The 20,068-nt window shown below is 70.5% G+C and carries 20 protein-coding genes; 12 read left to right on the top strand and 8 right to left on the bottom strand.

The annotated features are described in order from the left end of the window. Positions 1-4: 4 nt before the first annotated feature. Positions 5-631, bottom strand: a complete 627-nt coding sequence (locus tag JFB92_RS13975; RefSeq protein ID WP_199039724.1) for a response regulator — start codon at positions 629-631, stop codon at positions 5-7. After that, the gene (locus tag JFB92_RS13970; RefSeq protein ID WP_199039721.1) at positions 628-1,398 is read right to left on the bottom strand and encodes a sensor histidine kinase; all 771 of its coding nucleotides are present in this window, start codon (positions 1,396-1,398) and stop codon (positions 628-630) included. Before JFB92_RS13970 ends, JFB92_RS13975 begins: the two co-directional genes overlap by 4 nt. Positions 1,399-1,487: 89 nt before the next feature. Here JFB92_RS13970 and JFB92_RS13965 point away from each other — a divergent pair, with 89 nt between their 5' ends. Then, positions 1,488-2,216 (top strand): ABC transporter ATP-binding protein, encoded by a 729-nt coding sequence (locus JFB92_RS13965; RefSeq protein ID WP_199039718.1) that lies wholly within the window; start codon positions 1,488-1,490, stop codon positions 2,214-2,216. Beyond that, entirely contained in the window at positions 2,213-2,974 is a 762-nt protein-coding gene (locus JFB92_RS13960) for an ABC transporter permease (RefSeq protein ID WP_199039715.1), read from the top strand. The genes JFB92_RS13965 and JFB92_RS13960 overlap by 4 nt, the downstream gene beginning before the upstream one ends. Before the next feature lie 2 nt (positions 2,975-2,976). On the opposite strand, the gene JFB92_RS13955 is transcribed toward JFB92_RS13960, so the two are convergent. Beyond that, positions 2,977-4,359 carry an NAD(P)H-quinone dehydrogenase gene (locus JFB92_RS13955; RefSeq protein WP_199039712.1) on the bottom strand — a complete coding sequence of 461 codons (1,383 nt, stop codon included), beginning with the start codon at positions 4,357-4,359 and terminating at the stop codon, positions 2,977-2,979. A 60-nt stretch (positions 4,360-4,419) separates the two neighbouring features. Between JFB92_RS13955 and JFB92_RS13950 the strand changes: the two genes are divergently transcribed. Continuing rightward, positions 4,420-4,863 carry a gamma-glutamylcyclotransferase gene (locus JFB92_RS13950; RefSeq protein WP_199039709.1) on the top strand — a complete coding sequence of 148 codons (444 nt, stop codon included), beginning with the start codon at positions 4,420-4,422 and terminating at the stop codon, positions 4,861-4,863. A gap of 27 nt (positions 4,864-4,890) precedes the next feature. Here JFB92_RS13950 and JFB92_RS13945 read toward each other — a convergent pair whose 3' ends face one another. Continuing rightward, on the bottom strand, positions 4,891-6,081 hold the full coding sequence (locus tag JFB92_RS13945; RefSeq protein WP_199039706.1) for an amidohydrolase: 1,191 nt from the start codon (positions 6,079-6,081) through the stop codon (positions 4,891-4,893). A gap of 758 nt (positions 6,082-6,839) precedes the next feature. On the opposite strand from JFB92_RS13945, the gene JFB92_RS13940 reads away from it, so the two are divergent. From JFB92_RS13940 to JFB92_RS13930, 3 genes are all read left to right on the top strand, one after another. Next, the gene (locus JFB92_RS13940) at positions 6,840-8,792 is read left to right on the top strand and encodes a serine/threonine-protein kinase (RefSeq protein WP_199039703.1); all 1,953 of its coding nucleotides are present in this window, start codon (positions 6,840-6,842) and stop codon (positions 8,790-8,792) included. 56 nt (positions 8,793-8,848) lie between these two features. Beyond that, on the top strand, positions 8,849-10,510 hold the full coding sequence (locus tag JFB92_RS13935; protein ID WP_199039700.1) for a phospho-sugar mutase: 1,662 nt from the start codon (positions 8,849-8,851) through the stop codon (positions 10,508-10,510). Positions 10,511-10,725: 215 nt separating this feature from the next. Beyond that, positions 10,726-11,571 (top strand): RpnC/YadD family protein, encoded by an 846-nt coding sequence (locus JFB92_RS13930; RefSeq protein ID WP_199039697.1) that lies wholly within the window; start codon positions 10,726-10,728, stop codon positions 11,569-11,571. 128 nt (positions 11,572-11,699) lie between these two features. On the opposite strand, the gene upp is transcribed toward JFB92_RS13930, so the two are convergent. After that, a complete protein-coding gene (upp, locus tag JFB92_RS13925) occupies positions 11,700-12,332 on the bottom strand; it encodes a uracil phosphoribosyltransferase (protein ID WP_199039694.1) in 633 nt (210 codons plus the stop codon). A gap of 78 nt (positions 12,333-12,410) precedes the next feature. On the opposite strand from upp, the gene deoC reads away from it, so the two are divergent. From deoC to JFB92_RS13910, 3 genes are read left to right on the top strand one after another with little or no spacing between them, the layout of a single operon-like run. After that, positions 12,411-13,325: a deoxyribose-phosphate aldolase gene (deoC, locus tag JFB92_RS13920; RefSeq protein WP_199039690.1), complete on the top strand. Its 915-nt coding sequence runs from the start codon at positions 12,411-12,413 to the stop codon at positions 13,323-13,325. Between the two features lie 3 nt (positions 13,326-13,328). Beyond that, the gene (locus tag JFB92_RS13915) at positions 13,329-14,753 is read left to right on the top strand and encodes an aldehyde dehydrogenase family protein (RefSeq protein WP_199039687.1); all 1,425 of its coding nucleotides are present in this window, start codon (positions 13,329-13,331) and stop codon (positions 14,751-14,753) included. Continuing rightward, positions 14,746-15,621 (top strand): aldehyde dehydrogenase family protein, encoded by an 876-nt coding sequence (locus tag JFB92_RS13910; RefSeq protein WP_199039684.1) that lies wholly within the window; start codon positions 14,746-14,748, stop codon positions 15,619-15,621. Before JFB92_RS13915 ends, JFB92_RS13910 begins: the two co-directional genes overlap by 8 nt. 13 nt (positions 15,622-15,634) lie before the next feature. Here the strand turns inward: JFB92_RS13910 and JFB92_RS13905 are convergent, their stop codons facing one another. After that, on the bottom strand, positions 15,635-16,075 hold the full coding sequence (locus tag JFB92_RS13905; RefSeq protein ID WP_199039681.1) for a VOC family protein: 441 nt from the start codon (positions 16,073-16,075) through the stop codon (positions 15,635-15,637). 103 nt (positions 16,076-16,178) lie between these two features. Between JFB92_RS13905 and JFB92_RS13900 the strand changes: the two genes are divergently transcribed. Together JFB92_RS13900 and JFB92_RS13895 are read left to right on the top strand one after the other, a co-directional pair. After that, positions 16,179-16,772, top strand: a complete 594-nt coding sequence (locus JFB92_RS13900) for a TetR/AcrR family transcriptional regulator (RefSeq protein ID WP_199039677.1) — start codon at positions 16,179-16,181, stop codon at positions 16,770-16,772. Positions 16,773-17,103: 331 nt separating this feature from the next. Further along, positions 17,104-17,916 (top strand): TetR/AcrR family transcriptional regulator, encoded by an 813-nt coding sequence (locus tag JFB92_RS13895; RefSeq protein WP_199039674.1) that lies wholly within the window; start codon positions 17,104-17,106, stop codon positions 17,914-17,916. A gap of 51 nt (positions 17,917-17,967) precedes the next feature. On the opposite strand, the gene JFB92_RS13890 is transcribed toward JFB92_RS13895, so the two are convergent. Together JFB92_RS13890 and JFB92_RS13885 are read right to left on the bottom strand one after the other, a co-directional pair. Next, positions 17,968-18,564 carry a dihydrofolate reductase family protein gene (locus JFB92_RS13890; protein WP_199039671.1) on the bottom strand — a complete coding sequence of 199 codons (597 nt, stop codon included), beginning with the start codon at positions 18,562-18,564 and terminating at the stop codon, positions 17,968-17,970. Next, on the bottom strand, positions 18,561-19,403 hold the full coding sequence (locus JFB92_RS13885; protein ID WP_199039668.1) for a metalloregulator ArsR/SmtB family transcription factor: 843 nt from the start codon (positions 19,401-19,403) through the stop codon (positions 18,561-18,563). Before JFB92_RS13885 ends, JFB92_RS13890 begins: the two co-directional genes overlap by 4 nt. A gap of 464 nt (positions 19,404-19,867) precedes the next feature. On the opposite strand from JFB92_RS13885, the gene JFB92_RS13880 reads away from it, so the two are divergent. Next, positions 19,868-20,068, top strand: a 201-nt coding sequence (locus JFB92_RS13880; protein ID WP_199039655.1) for a hypothetical protein, incomplete at its 3' end; no start/stop codon positions are given.

The following is a 20,068-nucleotide window of genomic DNA, read 5'->3' as shown; positions in this document are numbered from 1 at the left end:
ACGCTCACTCGCCGGCTTCGCGGGCGAGCAGCGCGGCCTGGACGCGGTTGCCGCACTCGAGTTTGGCGAGGATGCGGCTGACGTAGGTCTTGACCGTGGCCTCGCTCATGCGGGCGCGGCGGGCGATGTCGGCGTTCGACAGGCCCTCGGCCAGCAGCGACAAGACCTCGCGTTCGCGGTCCGCCAGGCGCCCCAGCCGTGCGACCGCGTCGCGGCGCCTCGGCACGGACTCCGGCGCGACCATGCCGAGCACGAACTTGGTGACCGCCGGGGACAGGTAAGCCTCGCCGTTGTCGACCGCTCGGACCGCGCGGATCAGCTCCTCGGGGGCGCAGGTCTTCAGCAGAAAACCGGCCGCTCCGAGCTGAAGCGCCGCGAGCACGTTCGCCTGGTCGCCGAAGGAAGTCAGCACCAGCGCGCGAGTGCCGCCGATCCGTTCGAGGACCTCGAGGCCGCCGAGGCCGGGCATGTTGAGGTCGATGAGCGCCACGTCCACGCCGGCGGCGGCGGCGAGCGCGTCGCGACCGGTGTGCGCGGTCGCGACGACGGTGATGTCCCCGGCCGATTCGAGGACGGTGCGGATGCCTTCGACCACGAGCGGCTCATCGTCCGCGACCAGCACCGTGATCACGGCTGGGACCCCACCGTGACCACGCTCACCGGGAGCATCGCGAGCAGGACGACGAGCGTGACGACTCCGGCCACGACCGCCGTGCGCGACCGCTTCGGCTCGGCCGCGGGGATCATGGCCGCCAGTTCGAACACGTCGCCTTCGGCGCGCACGTCGAGCAGGCCGCCGGCCGATTCGACGCGTTCGCGCAGGCCGACCAGGCCGAAGCCGCCCCTCGAGCCGGGCTCGGTGCCGACCGGATTGGACACCGAGACGAGCAGCGCGTCGTCCTCCCAGGTGATCGACACCCGGACCGGTGCTCCCGGGGCGTGCTTGGCCGCGTTGGCGAGCCCTTCCTCGACCACCCCGTAGGCCGCGCGGCCGGCCATGGGCGGCAGCGGAGCCGGGGTGCCGCGCTGGAGGAGTTCGACGTCGGCCCCGGCGCGTTCGGAGTCGACGACGAGTGCGGCGACGCCGGTCAGGTCCCGCGCGGCCTCGGCCGTCTCGTCCCTGAGCACGGCGACGAGTTCGTGCAGGTCGGTGGAGGCGGCGCGGACGGTGTCGCCGAGCCGCCGGAGCTCCTTGGCATGCTCCGGGTCGCCGGTCGAGACCTCGAGGGCTCCGGCCTGGACGGCGGCGAGGCCGAGGCGGCGGCCGAGGCTGTCGTGCATGTCGCGGGCGATGCGGAGGCGCTCGCGCTGGACGGCCGCCTCGCGTTCGCGCGAGGTGCGCCGCCACAGCTGCCACAGTGCGATGCCGACCGCGAGCCAGATGAGGAGCGTGCTCATAGGGGCCAGGGTACGGGTCCACTTTCGTCGCGCCGATCGGCGACGTTCGGCGACTATCGGCACGGCGGCCCACTTCCTACGGTTGCAACGTGATCGAGATAGAGCATCTGACCAAGCGGTACCGAGGCCACGCGGCCGTGGACGACCTGTCGTTCACGGCCGCGCCGGGCCGCGTCACCGGCTTCCTGGGACCAAACGGTGCCGGGAAGTCCACCACCATTCGCGCCGTCCTCGGACTCGACCGCCCCGACGCGGGCCGGGCCCTGATCGGCGGGCGCCGCTACGCCGAACTGGATCGGCCGCTCACGCGGGTCGGGGCGCTGCTGGAGGCCGAGGCGCTCCACCCGGGGCGGACGGCCTACCACCACCTGCTGTGGCAGGCCAAGAGCAACGGCCTGGGCCGCGAGCGGGTCGAGGCGGTCCTGGCCGAGACGGGCCTGACCGACGCCGCCTCGCGGCGCACCCGCGGGTTCAGTCTGGGCATGCGCCAGCGCCTCGGCGTGGCCGCCGCGCTGCTGGGCGACCCGGAGGTGCTGATCCTCGACGAGCCGGTCAACGGGCTCGACCCTGAGGGCGTGGTGTGGATACGCGAGCTGATGAAACGGCTCGCCGCCGAGGGCCGCACGGTCCTGGTCTCCAGCCACCTCATGGCCGAGATGGCGCTGACGGCCGAGCATCTGGTGGTGATCGGCAAGGGCAGGCTGCTGGCGGATCTGCCTCTGGACGCGTTCATGGCCGCGAACGGCGGCTCGACGCTGGAGGAGGCGTTCATGCAGTTGACGAACGGTTCGGTCGAGTACCGGGGAGGGGCCCGATGAGCGCACTGGCGCCTGCCGCGGCAGAGTGGGTCAAGCTCCGCACCGTCCGCCCCACCTGGTGGCTCCTGTTCGGGTTCGCCGCGGTCGCGATCGGGCTCGGGTACCTGGCCGGGGAGACCATCGCGCGGCCCGTCGACTCCACCGACACCGATTTCGACCCGATCATGGTGCCCTTCTTCGGTCTGCTGGTGGCCCAGCTGCTGCTGATCTCGTTCGCCGTCGTGGCCGTCGGCGGCGAGTACTCGCACGGCACGATCCGCTCCTCGCTGGCGGCGGTGCCGCGCCGCGGCCGCTTCTACGCCGCGAAGATGGCGGTCGTCGGCCTGTTCACGGCGGCCGCGGCGCTGGTCGTGGAGCTGGCGACGTTCGCCGTCGCGCAATGGCGGCTCGGCGACTGGGCGGCCGAATTCGACGGCGAGGCGATCCAGGCGCTGCTGGGCGGCTGGATCCACCTGACGCTGCTGAGCCTGTTCGGCGCCGGGATCACGGCCATGCTGCGCAGCGCCGTGGTCACGCTGTCGGTCCTGCTGCCGGTGCTGTTCCTGTCCTCGCAGGGCCTGGGCAGCCTGCCCGCGATCCGGTCGTGGGCGCAGTACCTTCCCGACCAGGTCGGGATGGTCGTCATGCACATGACCGTCCCGGGCGATCCGACGTTCGGACGCGACTACGGGGCGTGGACCGGCATCGGCATCCTGGTGCTGTGGACGGCGGCCTCGCTGGTCGGCGGGTGGATCGTGATGCGCCGCAGGGACGCCTGAGGTCAGAACTCCATGAGCTGGCGGGCGGCCTCGGCGATCGAGCCCGACAGCGACGGGTAGATGGTGAACGTCCGCGCCACCTGCTCGACGGTCAGGCGCTGCTCGACGGCGAGGGCGATCGGGGTGATCAGCTCGGAGGCGCGCGAGGCGACCACGACGCCGCCGGCGACGATCCCCGAGGAGTTCCACGCGAACAGCTTCACGAAGCCCTCGGTGCGGTCGACCATCTTCGCCCGCGGGTTCGACGTCAGCGGCAGCAGGACCGCCCGGCAGTCGACCTTCCGGGACTCCACGTCGCCCTGGGAGACGCCGACCGAGGCCAGTTCGGGGTCGGTGAACACGTTCGCGGCCACGTGCGGGAGCTTGATGGGGCGGACGGCCTCGCCGAGGGCGTGCCAGATGGCGATGCGGCCCTGCATGGCCGCGACGCTGGCCAGGGCGTGGACGCCGGTGACGTCGCCGGCGGCGTAGACGCCCGGCACGTTGGTGCGGGAGACCTTGTCGACGGTGATGTAGCCGCGCTCGGAGACGTCGACGCCGTAGGCGTGCAGGCCGAGGTCGTCGGAGTTGGGGACCGAGCCGACGCAGATGAGGGCGTGGCTGCCGGACACGGTCGAGCCGTCCTCGAGTTCGACCTCGACTCCGGAGTCGGTGCGGTGGACGGCCGCGGCGCGGGAGTGGTTGCGCACGTCCATGCCGCGCTGCACGAAGACCTTGCCGACGACCTCGGCGGCCTCGGCGTCCTCGTGGGGCATGACGCGGTCGCGGGAGGAGATCAGGGTGACCTGGGAGCCCATGGCCAGGTAGGCGGAGGCGAACTCGGCGCCGGTGACGCCGGAGCCGACGACCACAAGGTGCTCGGGCAGCTCGTCGAGGTCGTAGAGCTGCCGCCAGGAGAGGATGCGCTCGCCGTCGGTCGGCGCCGAGGCCAGGGTCCGGGGGGTGGCGCCGGTGGCGATGAGGACGACCTCGCAGTCGAGGTCGTACGGTTCGCCCTCGACGGGCACGACGTGGACGCGGTGCACGTAGTTGATCTTGTTGTCCAGCAGCGCGGCGCGCCCGTAGACGACGTCGACCCCGGCGGCGGTGAGCTTCTGGGCGATGTCGGTCGACTGCTGGGTGGCCAGGCGGCGGACCCGCGAGTTGACGGCCTTGGCGTCGATGGTCGTGTCGACCGCGCCGACGCCCATCTCGGTGGACTCGTGAATCTCGGTGAGGACGTTGGAGGCGGCGATGAAGGTCTTGGAGGGGACGCAGTCGGAGAGCACGCACGCCCCTCCGGCGCCCATGGCTTCGATGAGGGTGACTTCGGCGCCGAGCTGGGCGGCGACGAGCGCCGCCTCGTAGCCGGCCGGACCGCCGCCGATGATCGCTACTCGTGCCACGGATCGCCTTTCGATGTCGGGATGCTTTAAAGCGGGCTGGTTACAGAGTATCTTCGAGGCGTGCATCTCTATGCCGCGTATGGCTCGAATCTAGACCCCGCTCGCATGCGGGCGACATGTCCGCGCTCTCCGCTGGTCGGGACGGGATGGCTCGAGGGCTGGCGGTTGACGTTCGCCGGCGCCGATCTGGGCTGGGAGTCGGCGGTGGCGACCGTGGTCGAGGACCCCGGGGAGCGGGTGTTCGTGTCCCTGTACGACCTGGACGCGGCCGACAAGCAGGTCCTGGACGAGTTGGAGGGGCTCAACTCGGGGCTGTATCGGAAGATGCACGCCCTGGCGGTGACCCTGGAGGCCAACCGGCCGGTGTGGCTGTACGTCTACGACGGCTTCGAGGGCGGCCTGCCGAGCCAGTGGTACCTCGACGAGATCCTGCGGGCGGCCGAGGCCGCGGGCGCCCCCGAGGACTACATCGAGGCCCTCCGGAAGCGCCCGACCGCCGAGTAGCGCGGCGCGGGCGTCTCCGCGGTCCGGTCAGAACGCCGGGCTGGCGGCGGCGGCCAGGGCCGTGTGGACCATGACGCGCACGCCGTGGGCGAGGGCGGCCTCGTCGATGTCGAAGTGGGCCTGGTGGATGTCGCAGTCGACGCCGGGGCGTCCGACGCCGAGGCGGGCCATCGCGCCGGGCACCTGCTCGAGGTAGTAGGCGAAGTCCTCGCCGCCCATCGACATGGGGGCCTCGGCCACGGCCTGCTCTCCGAGCGCGGCGGCGGTGGCCCCGGCGAACATCGCCGAGGCGATCCGGTCGTTGACGACCGGGGGGACACCGCGCCGGTAGTCGATCTCGCATTCGACGCCGGCGGTGCGGGCGACCGAGCGGGTGACCTCCTGGACCAGATCGGGGACCGCCTGCCAGGTCTCGCGCCCCTGCATGCGGACGGTCGCGCGGGCGACGGCCTCCTGCGGGATGGCGTTGGCGGCCTCGCCGGCCTGGACGGCGCCGAAGACGATCGCGACCGCGTGCCGCGGGTCGAGGCGGCGGCTCACCAGGGCGGGCATGTCGACGATGACCCGGCCCATGGCGTTGATGAGGTCGGTGGTCAGGTGGGGGCGGGAGGTGTGGCCGCCGCGGCCCCGCATGCGGACCTCGAGGACGTCGCAGGCGGCGGTGAGCGGTCCGTTGCGGATGCCGATCTGGCCGGTCGGGAACTGGGCGTCGCAGTGGAAGGCGAAGACCGCGGCCACGTCGGTGAGCGCGCCGTGCTTGATCATGGTGGGGGCGCCGGAGGGGAACTGCTCCTCCGAGGGCTGGAAGATCAGCCGGAAGCGGCCGGGCAGCTCGCCGCGGGAGGACAGTTCGGCCAGGACGCGGCCGACGCCGAGGACGATCGCGGTGTGCGCGTCGTGGCCGCAGGCGTGGCACACCCCGTCGACGGTCGAGCGGTACGGGACGCCCTTGGGGTCTTGGATCGGCAGGGCGTCCATGTCGGCGCGGATGCCGATGACGCGCTCGCCGTCGCCGATGTCGCAGGTCAGTCCGGTTCCGTCGGGGATCAGCTGCGGCTTGAGCCCGGATTCGCGCAGTTTGCGTGCGACGTAGTCGGCGGTGTCGTGCTCCTGGCGCGACAGGCGCGGGTTGGCGTGGATGTGGCGGCGCACCGCGACGATCTCGTCCTCGTGCCCGGCGAGCCAGGAGTCGAGGAACTCGGGCAGTGGTGTGGACATGGCGGAAGGCTCCGATGCGGTGGGATCAGGTGAAGTGCCGATCTCGGGCAGCCCGGCCGTTACCAGAAGGCGCTTCCCCTCCGCCGTTCCGGCGGTCAGCGGGGCCTCATTGGACTTCGTGGCTGTTCCCATTTCGACGACATTCTCCGCAGTGAGCGTGTACATTCCTTCGCGCCTCTCAATTCGCGTTCGTGAATCAGAGCCAAATGAGGGCGACCCCGCAAGCGTAAACCCGATCGCTCTCCGTCGCCGCATATGGCGAGTTGAGCGACGCTTGCCCACTGCACCGGGGTCATACCGGTGCCAGGACGCCGCGGATCGTGTAATTCCTTGGTACGCAGCGTGATCGGATTCGGTGCGCCTGGTGGCCGCGCCGACCGCCGCTCCGGATGCCGGAGGCGCCGTCACGGTGCATAACGCTTACCGCGCCCCGAAGTTACGGGCTCTGATACGACTTTTCAAACATAGAACGGACGCGCCAGGAGCCCATGACGCGTCCGAACCCAAGTATTTTCCGTTTTCACTCCAGCGGCGACAGACAGAATGTGCGTCGTGTCCATTCGGTCACCCCGGGAACACGTACGAGCGGAAGGCCCAGAGCGGTGAACGGGTCGGGGCCCGGGACCGTTCCGGCCTTGCCAGGAAGGCCGCAATGCTGCGATCCTGATGCCCAGAGGGAGGCGCGGGAAGGGACCTGACGTGCGAGCGGTAGCGGTGAGAGGGCAAACTGGTGAGCATCCCTCGCGAGGAGTAGCCGGATGACGTACTCAGCTGACTACGGACGCGGCGGTCCAGGAGCCTACGAGGACCCCCGATCCGATACCGCCCCCTCCCCCCGTTTTGCTCGCGACCCCTCTGGGGCGTATGGAGTCGGGCCCGATTCCGGGGCACCATCATACGGGCAGGGCCCCGGGCGCGACCCCCACCCTTCGAGCTCGTACCGCCGCGACGACTACGGGCAGGACCGGTACGGCGGCGCGAGCAACTCCTACGGCAACTACGGCGGCTACGGGCAGAGCTTCGCGGTCGGCGACGACTACGAGCGGCAGCGGCAGGCGTCCTTCGGGTACAACACCGGCGGCGGCAACCACGCCGCCCCCGGCGACATGGTCGGCGACCGGTACCAGCTGACCGACCTGGTCGGCAAGGGCGGCAACGGATCGGTGTGGCGGGCCGGCGACACCGTGCTGCGCCGCGAGGTCGCCCTCAAGGAGGTCTTCCTGCCGCCCGACCTGCCCGGCCACGAGCGCGTCCAGCTCATCGAGCGGTCCCGCCGCGAGGCCCAGATCGCGGCCGGGCTCTCCCACCCCTCGGTCATCCGCGTCTTCGACGTCGTCGAGCACAACGGGCTGCCGTGGATCGTCATGGAGCTGCTCCAGGCCCGCAGCCTGGCCGACATCCTCACCACCGACGGCCCGCTCCCGGCGCGCGTGGCCGCCAAGATCGGGCTGGCCCTGGTCGGGGCCCTGCAGGCTGCCCACGAGGCCGGGATCATCCACCGCGACGTCAAGCCCGGCAACGTGCTGATCTCCACCGACGGCCGGTGCGTCCTGTCCGACTTCGGCGCGGCCCAGATGCACCAGGTCTCCGGCGGCACGACGCCGGGCAAGGTCCTCGGCAGCGCCCACTACATCGCCCCCGAGCGCGCGGTCGGCCACCCGGCCGAGCCCGCCAGCGACGTGTTCAGCCTCGGCGTCACCCTGTACGCCGCGCTCGAGGGCCGCCCGCCGTTCGACCGGGGCGACGCGGTCTCGACCATGCGCGCGGTCGTCCAGGACCCGCCCGAGAGCCCGCGCAACGCCGGTCCCATGACGTCCCTGCTGGGCGGGATGCTCCACAAGGAACCGCACCAGCGGTACACCCTCGCTCAGGTGCGCCAGGAGCTGGCCGCCCTGCTGTCGGGGCCGCTGGCCGCCACCGGACCCATACCCGCCGCGGCCCCGCCCGGCCCGGCCGAGACCAGGTCGGCCTCCGGCGGCTACGAGCAGGAGGCCCCGCCGCCCCCGCCCCCGCGGCGTCGCGAGAGCCGGCCGGAGCCCGCCGAGCCCCCGAAGTCGCACACGGTGCGGAACGCGGTCATCGCCGCGGTGGTCCTGGCGCTCGTGCTCGGCGGCGGCTACTTCGTGTACCAGTGGCAGTTCGCCGGGGACGGCGGCGAGGGCGCCGGCGACCAGTCCGAGTCCTCAGAGGACGACGGCGGCGAGGACGGGGACGGAGAGGACGGCGGCGAGGAGGACGGCGGCGAAGAGGACGCCGGGACCGAGCCGAGCTTCGAGACCGCCTCGCACGAGGGCGACGGCTTCACCGTGAACCGCCCGGCCGAGTGGGGCGAGGGCTTCTCCGACGACGATTACGCCACCTACTACGACACCGAGGACGAGTCCCACTGGGTGCGGTTCTACTCCGGCTCCGACCGGGCCCTGCCCGATCCCGAGGCGTACCTGGGCGACTACTACGACGGCCTGCCCAGCGAGATGAGCGACCTGAACCAGGAGCGCCTCGAAGAGGTCGAGTTCGGCGGGATGAGCGGGTACGTGCTCGAGTACACCGGCTCCAACAACAGCGACGGGGCCGAGCGCCACTCGATCTGGGCGATCGTCGACGCCGGGGACGGCACCTCCTACGGGGTCTTCATCTCCGGCCCGGCCGACGCATGGGATCTATCACAGCAGGTCTACGACGAGGCCCTGCGGTCGTTCGCCACCGGCTGAGACCACACGCTGCGCAACACGCGCCCCACCGGTGGGGCGTGTGCGAGGATTTCGGCATGGAGGAAACGACCAGCCGGCTCGATGCGCTGCGCGCCGAGGCGCTCACCTGGATCACCGACGACCCCGAACGAGACGACCGCGACGAGCTGTACCGCTTGCTCGACGCGCTCCCCGGGAGCGCCGAGGAACTGGCCGACCGGTTCTCCGGTCGGCTCAGGTTCGGCACGGCGGGCCTGCGCGGCCCGCTCCGGGCGGGCCCGGCCGGGATGAACCGGGCCGTGGTGCGGGCGGCCGCGGCGGGACTGTCGAACTGGCTGGACGCCAAGGGGGCCGCCGGTCCGGTGGTGATCGGCTACGACGCGCGGCACCGCAGCCGCGACTTCGCGACCGAGACCGCCCGGGTGGTGACCGGGTCCGGCCGCCGGGCCCTGGTCATGCCGGGGCCGCTGCCGACGCCGGTGACGGCGTTCGCGGTCACGCGGCTGGGGGCCGCGGCGGCGGTGCAGGTGACCGCCAGCCACAACCCGCCCCAGGACAACGGCTACAAGGTGTACCTGGGCGCCGAACTCGGCGGCGCGCTGGGCGCGGGCGCGCAGATCGTCCCGCCCGCCGACGCCGAGATCGAGCAGGCCATCGCCGATCTGGGCCCCCTGTCTCAGATCGCGCTGGGCGACGACGGCGAGCTCCTGCCGGAGTCGATCGTGGACGACTACCTGGCGGCGGTCTGCTCGGTGGTCGACCCGGACGACCCGAAGCGGCTGGCGGCCGTGGCCACGCCGATGCACGGCGTCGGCGGGCGGACCCTGGAGCGGGCCATGGAGCGGGCCGGATTCGGCAAGGTGGCCCTGGTGGGCGAGCAGGCCGAGCCGGACCCGGACTTCCCGACCGTCTCGTTCCCGAATCCCGAGGAGCCCGGCGCGATCGACCTGCTGAAGGCCCTGGCGGCCGAGGAGGGCGCCGATGTGGCGCTGGCGCTGGACCCGGACGCCGACCGTTGCTCGGCGGCCGTCCCGACCCCGGACGGGTCGTGGCGGCAGCTGACCGGCAACGAAGTTGGGATCCTGCTGGCCGACCACTGGATGCGCAAGGGCCGCAAAGGGACCTACGCGACCACGATCGTCTCGACGACGCAGCTGAAGGCGATGTGCGCCGCCCGCGGCCTCAAGTACGCCGAGACGCTGACCGGTTTCAAGTGGCTGGCGCGCTCGGCCGAGGACCTGGCCTTCGCGTTCGAGGAGGCCCTGGGCTACTGCGTGGCTCCGGAGTTCCTGCGCGACAAGGACGGCATCTCGGCGGCCCTGGTGATCGCCGAGATCGCCGCCGGCGAGGCGGCCCGCTTCGCGACCTTGCAGGACCGACTGGACGAGCTGGCCGAGGAGTTCGGCGTCTACGAGACCGGGCAGCTCTCGGTCAGAGTGGACGACCTGAGCGAGATCGCCGCGTGCATGAAGCGCCTGCGCGGGCATCGCCCGGCGACCCTGCTGGACGAGCCGGTCACCGAGTACACCGACCGCCTGCCCGAGGCCGACGTGGTCACGATCGCGACCGCGAACGCCAGGGTGGTGGCCCGACCGAGCGGCACCGAGCCGAAGCTGAAGGCCTACCTGGAGGTCAGAGAGGACTCGGGAGGCGACCTGGCGGCTGCCAGAGAGCGGGCCCGAGCGAGCATCGCCGCCCTGCGAGCCGAGGTGGCGGGACTGCTGGGGGTCCCCGACTAGCCGAGACGGCCAAACGGAAGACCGGGCGCTAACGTGCCCGGTCTTCTCCTTTTACCTGAATGTGACCACTCGCATATTTTACTGATTTGCCATCACTTTTCCTCACCGGAACGAGTTGGCCCGCCTGACAGCCGATCATCTTCGATGCTGAAGGAGGCCACTTGCCCCGTGACGGATTGACGCCCCAACATGAGGCGATTCTCGAGGTGGCACGCATGAATCCGGCGGACACGCCGGAGCTGCTGCGTATCGCCGGTGTCAGATACGCCCCGGAAGAACTCACCGACGCCCGGACCGACTCCGAGAACGCGAATCGGCGCTTCCCCCGTGAACGCCGAATCGACCTCGTTGCCAGGCTCGTTCTGGAGGACGGGCCTCTGGTCGTGCCGATCGAGGCCCATCGCCGCAACAATCAGAACCCGACGAGACTGGTGGGGAAGGCCCGACCCAAGTGGGCCGCCGATGTCGCGGTACTCCAAGAGGACTGCAACTGCCCAGTAATCATGCTCGTCGTAAGCGACTGCGACGAGGTTGCGACCGAGGCCCGCAAGCCGATCCGGATCGGTCCCGGCTCAGTAGTCCAGCCTGTGGCCTTCGGACCCGGGCAAGTCCTGGTGATCACCGATCCCAGCGCCCCGGAGGCGACCCCGGGAGCGGCAATGCTCTCGGCGATCTTTCATGGAAACGGCCCGCAGGGCGAATCCGTGTTGAAGGCCCTCGACCAAGTACTAGCCAGAATCGACAAGGAGGAAGCGGCTCGCCGCATCGAGGTGGTCTTCACCGCCCTTGAAGGCCGGTCCGCGAAAGTCTTGGAGGCAATCATGGCAACCACCAAGTTCGAATACCACTCGGCCTGGACCGACAGTCTCCGCGAAGAAGGTCGCACGGAAGGCGAGCTGCGGAGAGCCCGCAAGTGGCTGCTGAAGGTGCTCTCCAACCGCTCGATCGGAGTGACCGCCGAGCAGCAGCGGCAAATCGAGACCTGCACCGACCTGGAGCAACTGGACAGGTGGCTCTCGGCAGCCCTCGATGCAACCTCCAGCACGGAGGTATTCCGCTGACAGTGGTCCGTAACAGTATCGAAAGGGTCTTCGAAGACCGTCCCAACGTCTCCGGATAATCCGAAAAGACTGTCAGACGAACTGGGGCCGGGCGCTGTGCGCCCGGCCCTCTTGTTTCGTCGTTCGGGTCAGAAGCGGCGGTAGGCGCCGAATTGGCGGTCTCCGGCGTCGCCCAGGCCGGGGACTATGTAGGCCTTGTCGTTCAGGCTCGGGTCGACCGCCGCCGTCGTCATGCGCAGCCTCAGGCCGGAGGCGTCGAGCTTGCCGATGCCGTCGGGGGCGCACAGGACGCTGATCAGGTCGATGTCCGTGCAGCCGCGGGAGGCGATCATCTCGCAGCAGCGCAGCAGCGAGCCGCCGGTGGCGACCATCGGGTCGAGCACGATCACGTGGCGGTCGGACAGGTCGTCGGGGAGCGACTCCATGTAGGCGTAGGGCTCGTGGGTCTCCTCGTCGCGGGCCAGGCCCACGAAGCCCATCGAGGCGTCCGGGATCATCGACAGCGCCGCGTCGGCCATGCCCAGTCCGGCGCGCAGCACCGGGACGAGCACCGGCGGATTGGCGAGCCTGTAGCCCTTGGCGGGAGCCACCGGAGTGGCGATGTCGTACTCGGTCACGGCCACCGAGCGGGTGGCCTCGTAGACGAGCATCGTGGTGAGCTCGTGCAGGGCGGCTCTGAACCGCGGAGAGTCGGACCGCTCGTCTCGCAGGGCGGTCAGCCTCTCGGCGGCGAGCGGGTGTTCGACGATCTGTACATCCACGGTTCCCAACCTTAACGTCCAGGTAGCCGCGCTAATGTGAGGTGGTCACCACTCACGGCGTAGGGATATCATCCGGTCATGGGATCAATTATGAGCGGCGCTGAGGCCGCCTCGCTGGTGCGCTCGCTGCCGGGCGTCGACGCGGTCGGGCTCGAGGCGCGCGCCGCCTCGCTCGGCACGCGGTCGGTCAAGAAGGACTCGAAGGCCAGGGCCATCGACCTGGCCATCTCGATGATCGACCTCACCACTCTCGAAGGCGCCGACACCCCCGGCAAGGTACGGACCCTGTGCGCCAAGGCGGTCCGGCCCGACCCCGGCGCCCCGCCGGTGGCGGCGGTCTGCGTCTACCCGTCGATGGTCGCCACCGCGGCCGAGGCGCTGCGCGGCACCGGAGTCAAAGTCGCCTCGGTCGCCACCGGCTTCCCGGCCGGGCAGGTGCCCCTGGAGGTGCGCCTGAACGACACCGAGGCCGCCGTGAAGGCCGGGGCCGACGAGATCGACATGGTCGTCAACCGCGGCGCGTTCCTCTCCGGCGACCTCGAACGCGTCTTCCACGAGATCAAGGCGGTCAAGGCCGCCGCCGCCGAGGCCCGGCTCAAGGTCATCCTCGAGACCGGCGAACTGGTCACCTACGACAACGTCCGCCGCGCCTCGTTCCTGGCCATGCACGCCGGCGCCGACTTCATCAAGACCTCCACCGGCAAGGTCGGCGTCAACGCGACCCTGCCGGTCACGCTGCTGATGATGCAGGCCGTGCGCGACTTCCGCGCCGCCACCGGCACGCAGGTCGGCGTCAAGCCCGCCGGCGGCATCCGCAACACCAAGGACGCGATCAAGTACCTGGTGTGCGTCAACGAGGTCCTCGGCGACGACTGGCTGTCCGACCACTGGTTCCGGTTCGGCGCCTCCAGCCTCCTCAACGACCTGCTCATGCAGCGGCAGAAGCTCACGACCGGCCGCTACTCCGGCCCCGACTACGTCACGGTGGACTGAATCATGTTCGAGTACGCGCCAGCGCCCGAGTCGACGCGCCCCGACATCAAGGAGCACTACGGGCTGTTCATCGACGGCAAGTTCGTCGAGGCCGAGGACGGGGCGTCCTTCACCTCGGTCAACCCGGCCGACGGCCGCGCCCTGTTCACCGTCGCCGAGGCCGGGCGGGCCGACGTGGAGGCCGCCGTCGACGCCGCGCGGCGGGCCTTCGAGACGGTGTGGGGCCCGATGAGCGGGGCCGAGCGGGGCAAGTACCTGTTCCGCATCGCCCGACTGCTCCAGGAGCGGGCCCGCGAGTTCGCCGTCGCCGAGTCGATCGACAACGGCAAGCCCATCAAGGAGACCCGCGACTTCGACGTGCCGACCGCGGCGCAGCACTTCTTCTACCACGCCGGGTGGGCCGACAAGCTCGACTACGCCGGGCTGGGGGCCGACCCGCGACCGCTGGGCGTGGTCGGCCAGGTGATCCCCTGGAACTTCCCGCTGCTGATGCTGGCCTGGAAGATCGGCCCGGCGCTGGCCTGCGGCAACACCGTGGTGCTCAAGCCGGCCGAGACCACGCCGCTGACGGCGGTGATGTTCGCCGAGCTGTGCGCCGAGGCCGAGCTGCCGCCGGGCGTGGTCAACATCCTGCCCGGGGCCGGAGCGACCGGCGCCGCGCTCGTCCACAGCCCTGTGGACAAGGTCGCCTTCACCGGCTCGACCGCCGTCGGACGCGAGATCGCGAAGGCGGTCGCGGGCACGAAGAAGCGGCTCACCCTCGAACTGGGCGGCAAGGCCGCCAACATCGTCTACGACGACGCCGCGCTCGACCAGGCCGTCGAGGGCGTGGTCAACGGGATCTTCTTCAACCAGGGGCACGTGTGCTGCGCCGGATCCCGCCTGCTGGTGCAGGAGTCGATCGCCGCGGAGGTCCTCGACAGGCTCAAGGACCGCGTCTCGACCCTGCGGATCGGCGACCCGCTCGACAAGAACACCGACGTCGGCGCCATCAACTCCGCCGAGCAGCTCACCCGCATCCAGGAGCTGACCGCGGCCGGAACCGCCGAGGGCGCCGAGCCCTGGCAGCCCGAGTGCGAGCTTCCCGAACAGGGATTCTGGTTCCGCCCCACCGTGTTCACCGAGGTCCAGCAGTCGATGCGGATCGCCCGGGAGGAGATCTTCGGGCCGGTGCTGAGCGTGCTGACCTTCCGCACCCCCGACGAGGCGGTCAAGAAGGCCAACAACACCCCGTACGGGCTCTCGGCCGGAGTGTGGACCGAGAAGGGCTCGAAGATCCTGTGGACGGCCGAGCGGCTGCGCGCGGGCGTGGTGTGGGCCAACACGTTCAACCAGTTCGACGCCGCCAGCCCGTTCGGCGGCGTCAAGGAGTCCGGTTACGGCCGCGAGGGCGGCCGCCAGGGGCTGGAGGCCTACCTCGATGTCTGATCGCCTGCGCGTCAAGAAGACCTACAAGCTGTACGTGGGCGGGAAGTTCCCGCGCTCGGAATCCGGAAGGAGCTACCCGGTGACCACCCCGGACGGGACCGAGCTGGCGAACGCGGCTCTGGCCTCCCGCAAGGACGTCCGCGACGCGGTCGCGGCCGCGCGCAAGGCTCACCGGCCGTGGGCGGCGGCCACGGCCTACCTGCGCGGCCAGATCCTGTACCGGGCCGCCGAGATGCTCGAGGGCAGGTCCGGGCAGTTCGCCGCGGAGCTGGCCTCGTCCACCGGCGCCGATCCGGGCGAGGCGCTCGGGACGGTCGAGGCCGCGATCGACCGGCTCGTGCACTACGCGGGCTGGACGGACAAGTTCGCCTCGGTCGCCGGGGGCGCCAACCCGGTGGCGGGACCGTACTTCAACCACACCAAGCCCGAGCCGCTGGGCGTGGTCGGCCTCCTCGCGCCGCAGGACGACCCGCTGCTGGGCCTGGTCGAGACGATCGCCCCGGCCGTCGCGGCCGGCAACGCGGTCGTGGTGGTGGCCAGCGAGTCCAGGCCGCTGCCGGCGATCGGCTTCGCCGAGGTCCTGGCGACCTCGGACCTGCCCGGCGGGGTGGTGAACCTGCTCAGCGGCAGGGTCGCCGAGCTGGCTCCGTGGCTGGCGAGCCACGCCGACGTGAACGGCCTGGACCTGACCGGCGTGGACGACCCCGAGCTGGCCGCCGGCCTCGAGCGCGAGGCGGCCGAGAACCTGAAGGTGGTCCGGCGTCCCGGCTCCGGGACCGACTCGCTGGCGAGCCTGCGCCGGTGGACCGAGTACAAGACGGTCTGGCACCCGGCGGGGATGGCGGCCGCCGCGGGCGGCGGGTACTGACCGGCCGCGGCGATCAACTCTGCGCGGCCTGGCCGGAGGTGTAGTGCTCGGAGTATTCGCCGCTGGCCGGGATGACGGTGATGACGTCGATCATGACGCCGTCCGGTGCCGCGACGATGAAGTGGCGCTGCCCGAACTCCTCGGTGCGCAAGGGCAGGAGCTCGGGCAGGCCCGCCTCCCCGACCAGCCTGCGGTGTTCGGCGTCGACGTCGCCGACCTCGAAGTTGAGCAGCAGGCCGCCTTGGATCGGGTTGCGGCGGCCCTCGGGGACGGTCGGGTGGCTGTGGTCGAGCAGCGCCAGTTCGTATTGCGGCGCGTCGGGGCGGCGGAGGCTCACGTACCAGTCGGTCGCGAAGGTCTCCTCGAAGTTGAAGTGTTCGACGTAGAAACGGTGCGACGCTTCGATGTCGCGGGTCGCGATCACCGGGTAGAAACCGCTGAGCTCGGTATGCATGACAGGTGCTCCTCTGGGTGTGGCCTCGGTTTCACATACCCTCGGTATGTGAATTGAGATTAACATACCCTAGGTATGTGAAAAATGAAAGGGGGCGGCTCATATGACAGCCACCAGGGCCGAACAGCGGGCGGCGACGCGGAGGACGCTGCTGGACCGAGGACGCCTTCGATTCGCCGCCGACGGGTACCACGACGTGGCACTCGCCGACGTCGCTCAGTCGGCGGGAGTCACCAAGGGCGCGGCTTACCATCACTTCGGCAGCAAGGCGGGACTCTTCCGCTCGGTGGTCGCCGAGGTCCAACAAGAAGTCGGCCAGCGGGTCGCCGCGGCGGCGGCCCGACACGACGACCCATGGGAACAACTGCGAGCCGGCTGCCGAGCCTTCCTGTCCACCGGCTCGGACCCGGCAGTCCGCCGCATCCTCCTACTGGACGCCCCCACCGTGCTCGGATGGGACCAATGGCGAGCCATGGACGAACAGGCATCCGCACGGCACCTCGCCGAAGCCCTGAAGACCCTCATCACCTCCGGAACCATCACCGAACAACCGGTCGAACCACTGACACGACTGCTGTCAGGCGCGATGAACGAGGCAGCACTATGGCTCGCCCGGTCGGACGACCCGGAAGCACTGACTCAGACCGAGCGGGCACTGGAACGGCTGCTCGACGGCCTGCGGCCCCGGAGCGACTGAGGAGCGTGGCCGGACTCCGGATGCACCGGCCTCACTCGGAGGAGACTTCGACACGAGCTTCCGGCTCCGGGCCGGTGGCGCGGCGTCGGTCCCCGCCTCCGCGTCCACCCCGTTCTATCGTCCACTCCGCCAGCGGCAGCGGTCCGATCCAGGGACGGCGCCACCAGGCGGGCGCGCGGCGAGGCGGGGACGTCGGGGGTGGGTTCTGAGTCATCGTGGAGGTCATGGCGATCCGTTCGGGAGCGGCTCGAGGAGAAACTATGTACCTTATAAACAATAGTGTATGTCATACATAGTTTAGGATGGAGCCGACGGCACGACAGGACGGCGGATGGCGACGAGCGGCAAGAGCCCGAGCGAGGACACGAATCTGCGGCGCAGCCTGGCGCTGCTATGGAACGGCCGATCCTCGGGCCGGCGCGGACCGAGGCCGCGGCTGAGCGTGGAGCGGATCGCGCGCGCCGCGATCCGGATCGCCGACACCGAGGGGCTGGAGGCGCTGTCGATGCAGCGGATCGCCGCCGAGCTCGGCTTCTCCACGATGGCCATCTACAACCACATTCCGAGCAAGGATCTCCTCTTGGAGGTCGCCGCCGACGTCGTGGCCGGCGAACCACCCGAGCTCGACGGCACCGGCGACTTCCGAGACGAGGTCACTCGCTGGGTCGCCGCCCTGTGGGCCGTCTTCCAGGCCCACCCGTGGATCCTGCGCGTTCCCCTGGACCACGCCCCCGTCGGTCCGAACCAGCTCGCCTGGCTCGACCGCCTGCTGCGGCCCATGCTGGCCGCAGGTCTGGTCGGTGAGGAGGCGAGGGTCGCCGCCCTGCACCTGATCGCGGTCGTTCGCGGCACGGCGCAGGTCAGCAACGATCTGACCGACGCGCGCGCCGGCGAGGACGAGGCCATGGACGGCGGAGCGGAGGTGGCGCGATTCCTCGCCGAGGTCATCGACCCGGCGGCCCACCCCGGGCTGGCGGCCGTCTTCGCCGCCGAAGCCACAAGCGACCACGCTGGTCAGAAGCATCCCGGAAAGGAACCGCTGCCCGCCGAACTCGGCTTCGGAGTGGATCGGTTCCTCGACGGTATCGAAGCCTGGGGAGCCGCAAAATCCCGCCGGGGCGGCAAGGGCCGCGAGGCCGACTGACACCACGCGTCGGCTACGTGGTGTCAGTCGCCGATCCGGGTCCGGTTGAGGTCAGCGGACGCGGTCGTAGACGAGCGAGAGCGTCCCGTGCTCCCCGGCGGCCTGCCGGGCCAGGTCCCATCTGCCTTCGGGGAGGCCGTCGTCGAACAGGCGCGGGCCCTCGCCGAGGAAGATCGGGAATACCGACAGGGCCAGCCGGTCGACCATCTCGGCCGCCAACAGGTCCTTGATGATGCCGGGACTGTTGAGCACGGCGATGTCGCCGCCGTTCGTCGCCTTGAGTTCCGCGATGACCTCGGCGGTGGGCCTGTCCACGATGGTGGTCCTCTCCCACGGGGCCTCGCGGAGGGTGGAGGAGAAGACCACTTTCTCGGTGTCGACAAGCCACTTGGCGAAGCCTTCGTCGCGCGGGTCGGCGCCCTCGGCGCCGATGACGGTGGGCCAGAAGCCGAGGAAGCCCTCGGCGTTGACCCGGCCCATCACGGCCGTCGTGGACGGCTCCCACATGGCGGTCATGTGGTCACGGGAGACGTCGGTCGTGGCGTAGGGCATCACCCAGCTCATGTCGAGCGGGTCCGGTTTGCTGTAGCGGCCGTCAATGGACAGGGACATGTTGACGACGACCCTGCGGCCGGTGTGCTGTGTCATCGGTTACTCCTTGTGTCGGTGCGGTGCGAGTCCGCGGTGAGGATCGCCGCGAGGCGGTCGAGGCTCTGGCCGAAGCCGATCTCGATGCCCGCGATGAAGTCGGCGGAGTCGACGGTGCTGTCGGCGATGGTGAGGCGGACGTCGAATTCGGTGCCGGCTCCGGTCGGTCGGAGGTCGTATTCGACGTGGGAGGTGAAGGCGCGGCCGCCGTCGGGCAGCAGCGGGGACAGCCGGTAGGCCAGGTGCTCGCCCGGGCGCACGTCGTTGACGACGCCCTCGGCGCGCCCGGCGACCGGGTCGGAGCCGTCGGTGTCCTCGGCGTCGCGGTACTCGTGGACGATCCGCGAGCCCGGCCGCCCCTCGAAGACGAGCTCGGAGACGCGCAGGTCGTCCGGCGTCCACCAGCGGGCGAGCAGGTCGGGGTCGACCAGGTGGGGCCAGACCGCCTCGGGGGGCCGCGGCAGCGACCGGGAGAAGCCGAACGAGCGGCCGTCGGCCCACCCGGTCTCCTCGGCGGCGAGCCGCTCGGCCTCGACGCTGAGCCCGTATCGGTCGAAGGTCGCGTACGGGCCGTCGCGCTCGGCGGTGTCGGCGAGTCGTGTGAGTGCGGCGGCCAAGTCTCGCAGCCGCTCAGGCCGCAGCGCGTAGATGCGGCGCTGCCCGCTGCGCCGTGAGCTGACCAGGCCCGCCCGTTCGAGGGTCTGGAGGTGCTTGGTCGCCTGCGGCTGCCGGGCCTCGACGAGTCGGGCCAGGACTCCGACCGGCCGGGGCCGCTCGGCCAACAGGCCGACGAGCCGCCACCGGGTCGGGTCGGCCAGCGCGGTGAGGATTGCGTCCATGACAATAGTATTCCTCAAAGAGAATATTCTTGTCAAGGAATACTAGCCGTCCTGCTCTCAAAAATTGACCGACTGTCGGTCTGAAATAGAACGGGTGCGAAGCCGGTCAAGCCGACCACGAAACACTTCCAACCGGACCACTCGCGCCCTCCGGCCGTCTCGGCCCGACTTCAGGCTGGCGGCGACGGTGAGGTGTGTGGAGGGCTGGTGTCGGTGGCGTGCCTCGGGCCGGGCGGCCCCGGGGCTGGCGTGAAGGCGGCTCGCGTCCTGGCGGGTGCGCACGGTTCCGGGCGTGGATCACTTGGGACGCAACCGGGTCCGGGTGGCGAACATGAGTCTTCTCCAACCCTGCGGGTGATGGCAAACGCTGGTTCGGCTGTCACCATTGATGTAGCACAGACAGACGGAATCAGATCAGCAGATCGAAGACTCGGATCGGGGGGGTGTGGCACATGGCCAGGAGCGTGAACCCGGTCGAGCGGAGTGAGAAGGCCCGTGCCATCCACGCCCAGTTCGATCAGGCGGCTGCGGCTATCAACGCCTTCCACGCCCAGGTGCTGTCCGGGGTGATCGAGGCGCAGGCGTGGAAGATCCATCGTGATGTCGACGGGTTCTCGGCGCTGTGGGACTGGCTGGTGTCGAAGTTCGACTTCCATCACCGGATA

This window comes from Glycomyces salinus, assembly GCF_016428645.1.
Lineage (GTDB): Bacteria > Actinomycetota > Actinomycetes > Mycobacteriales > Micromonosporaceae > Glycomyces > Glycomyces salinus.
Note: the sequence above shows the minus strand (reverse complement) of the source record. Positions and strands in the feature narration are given on the sequence as shown.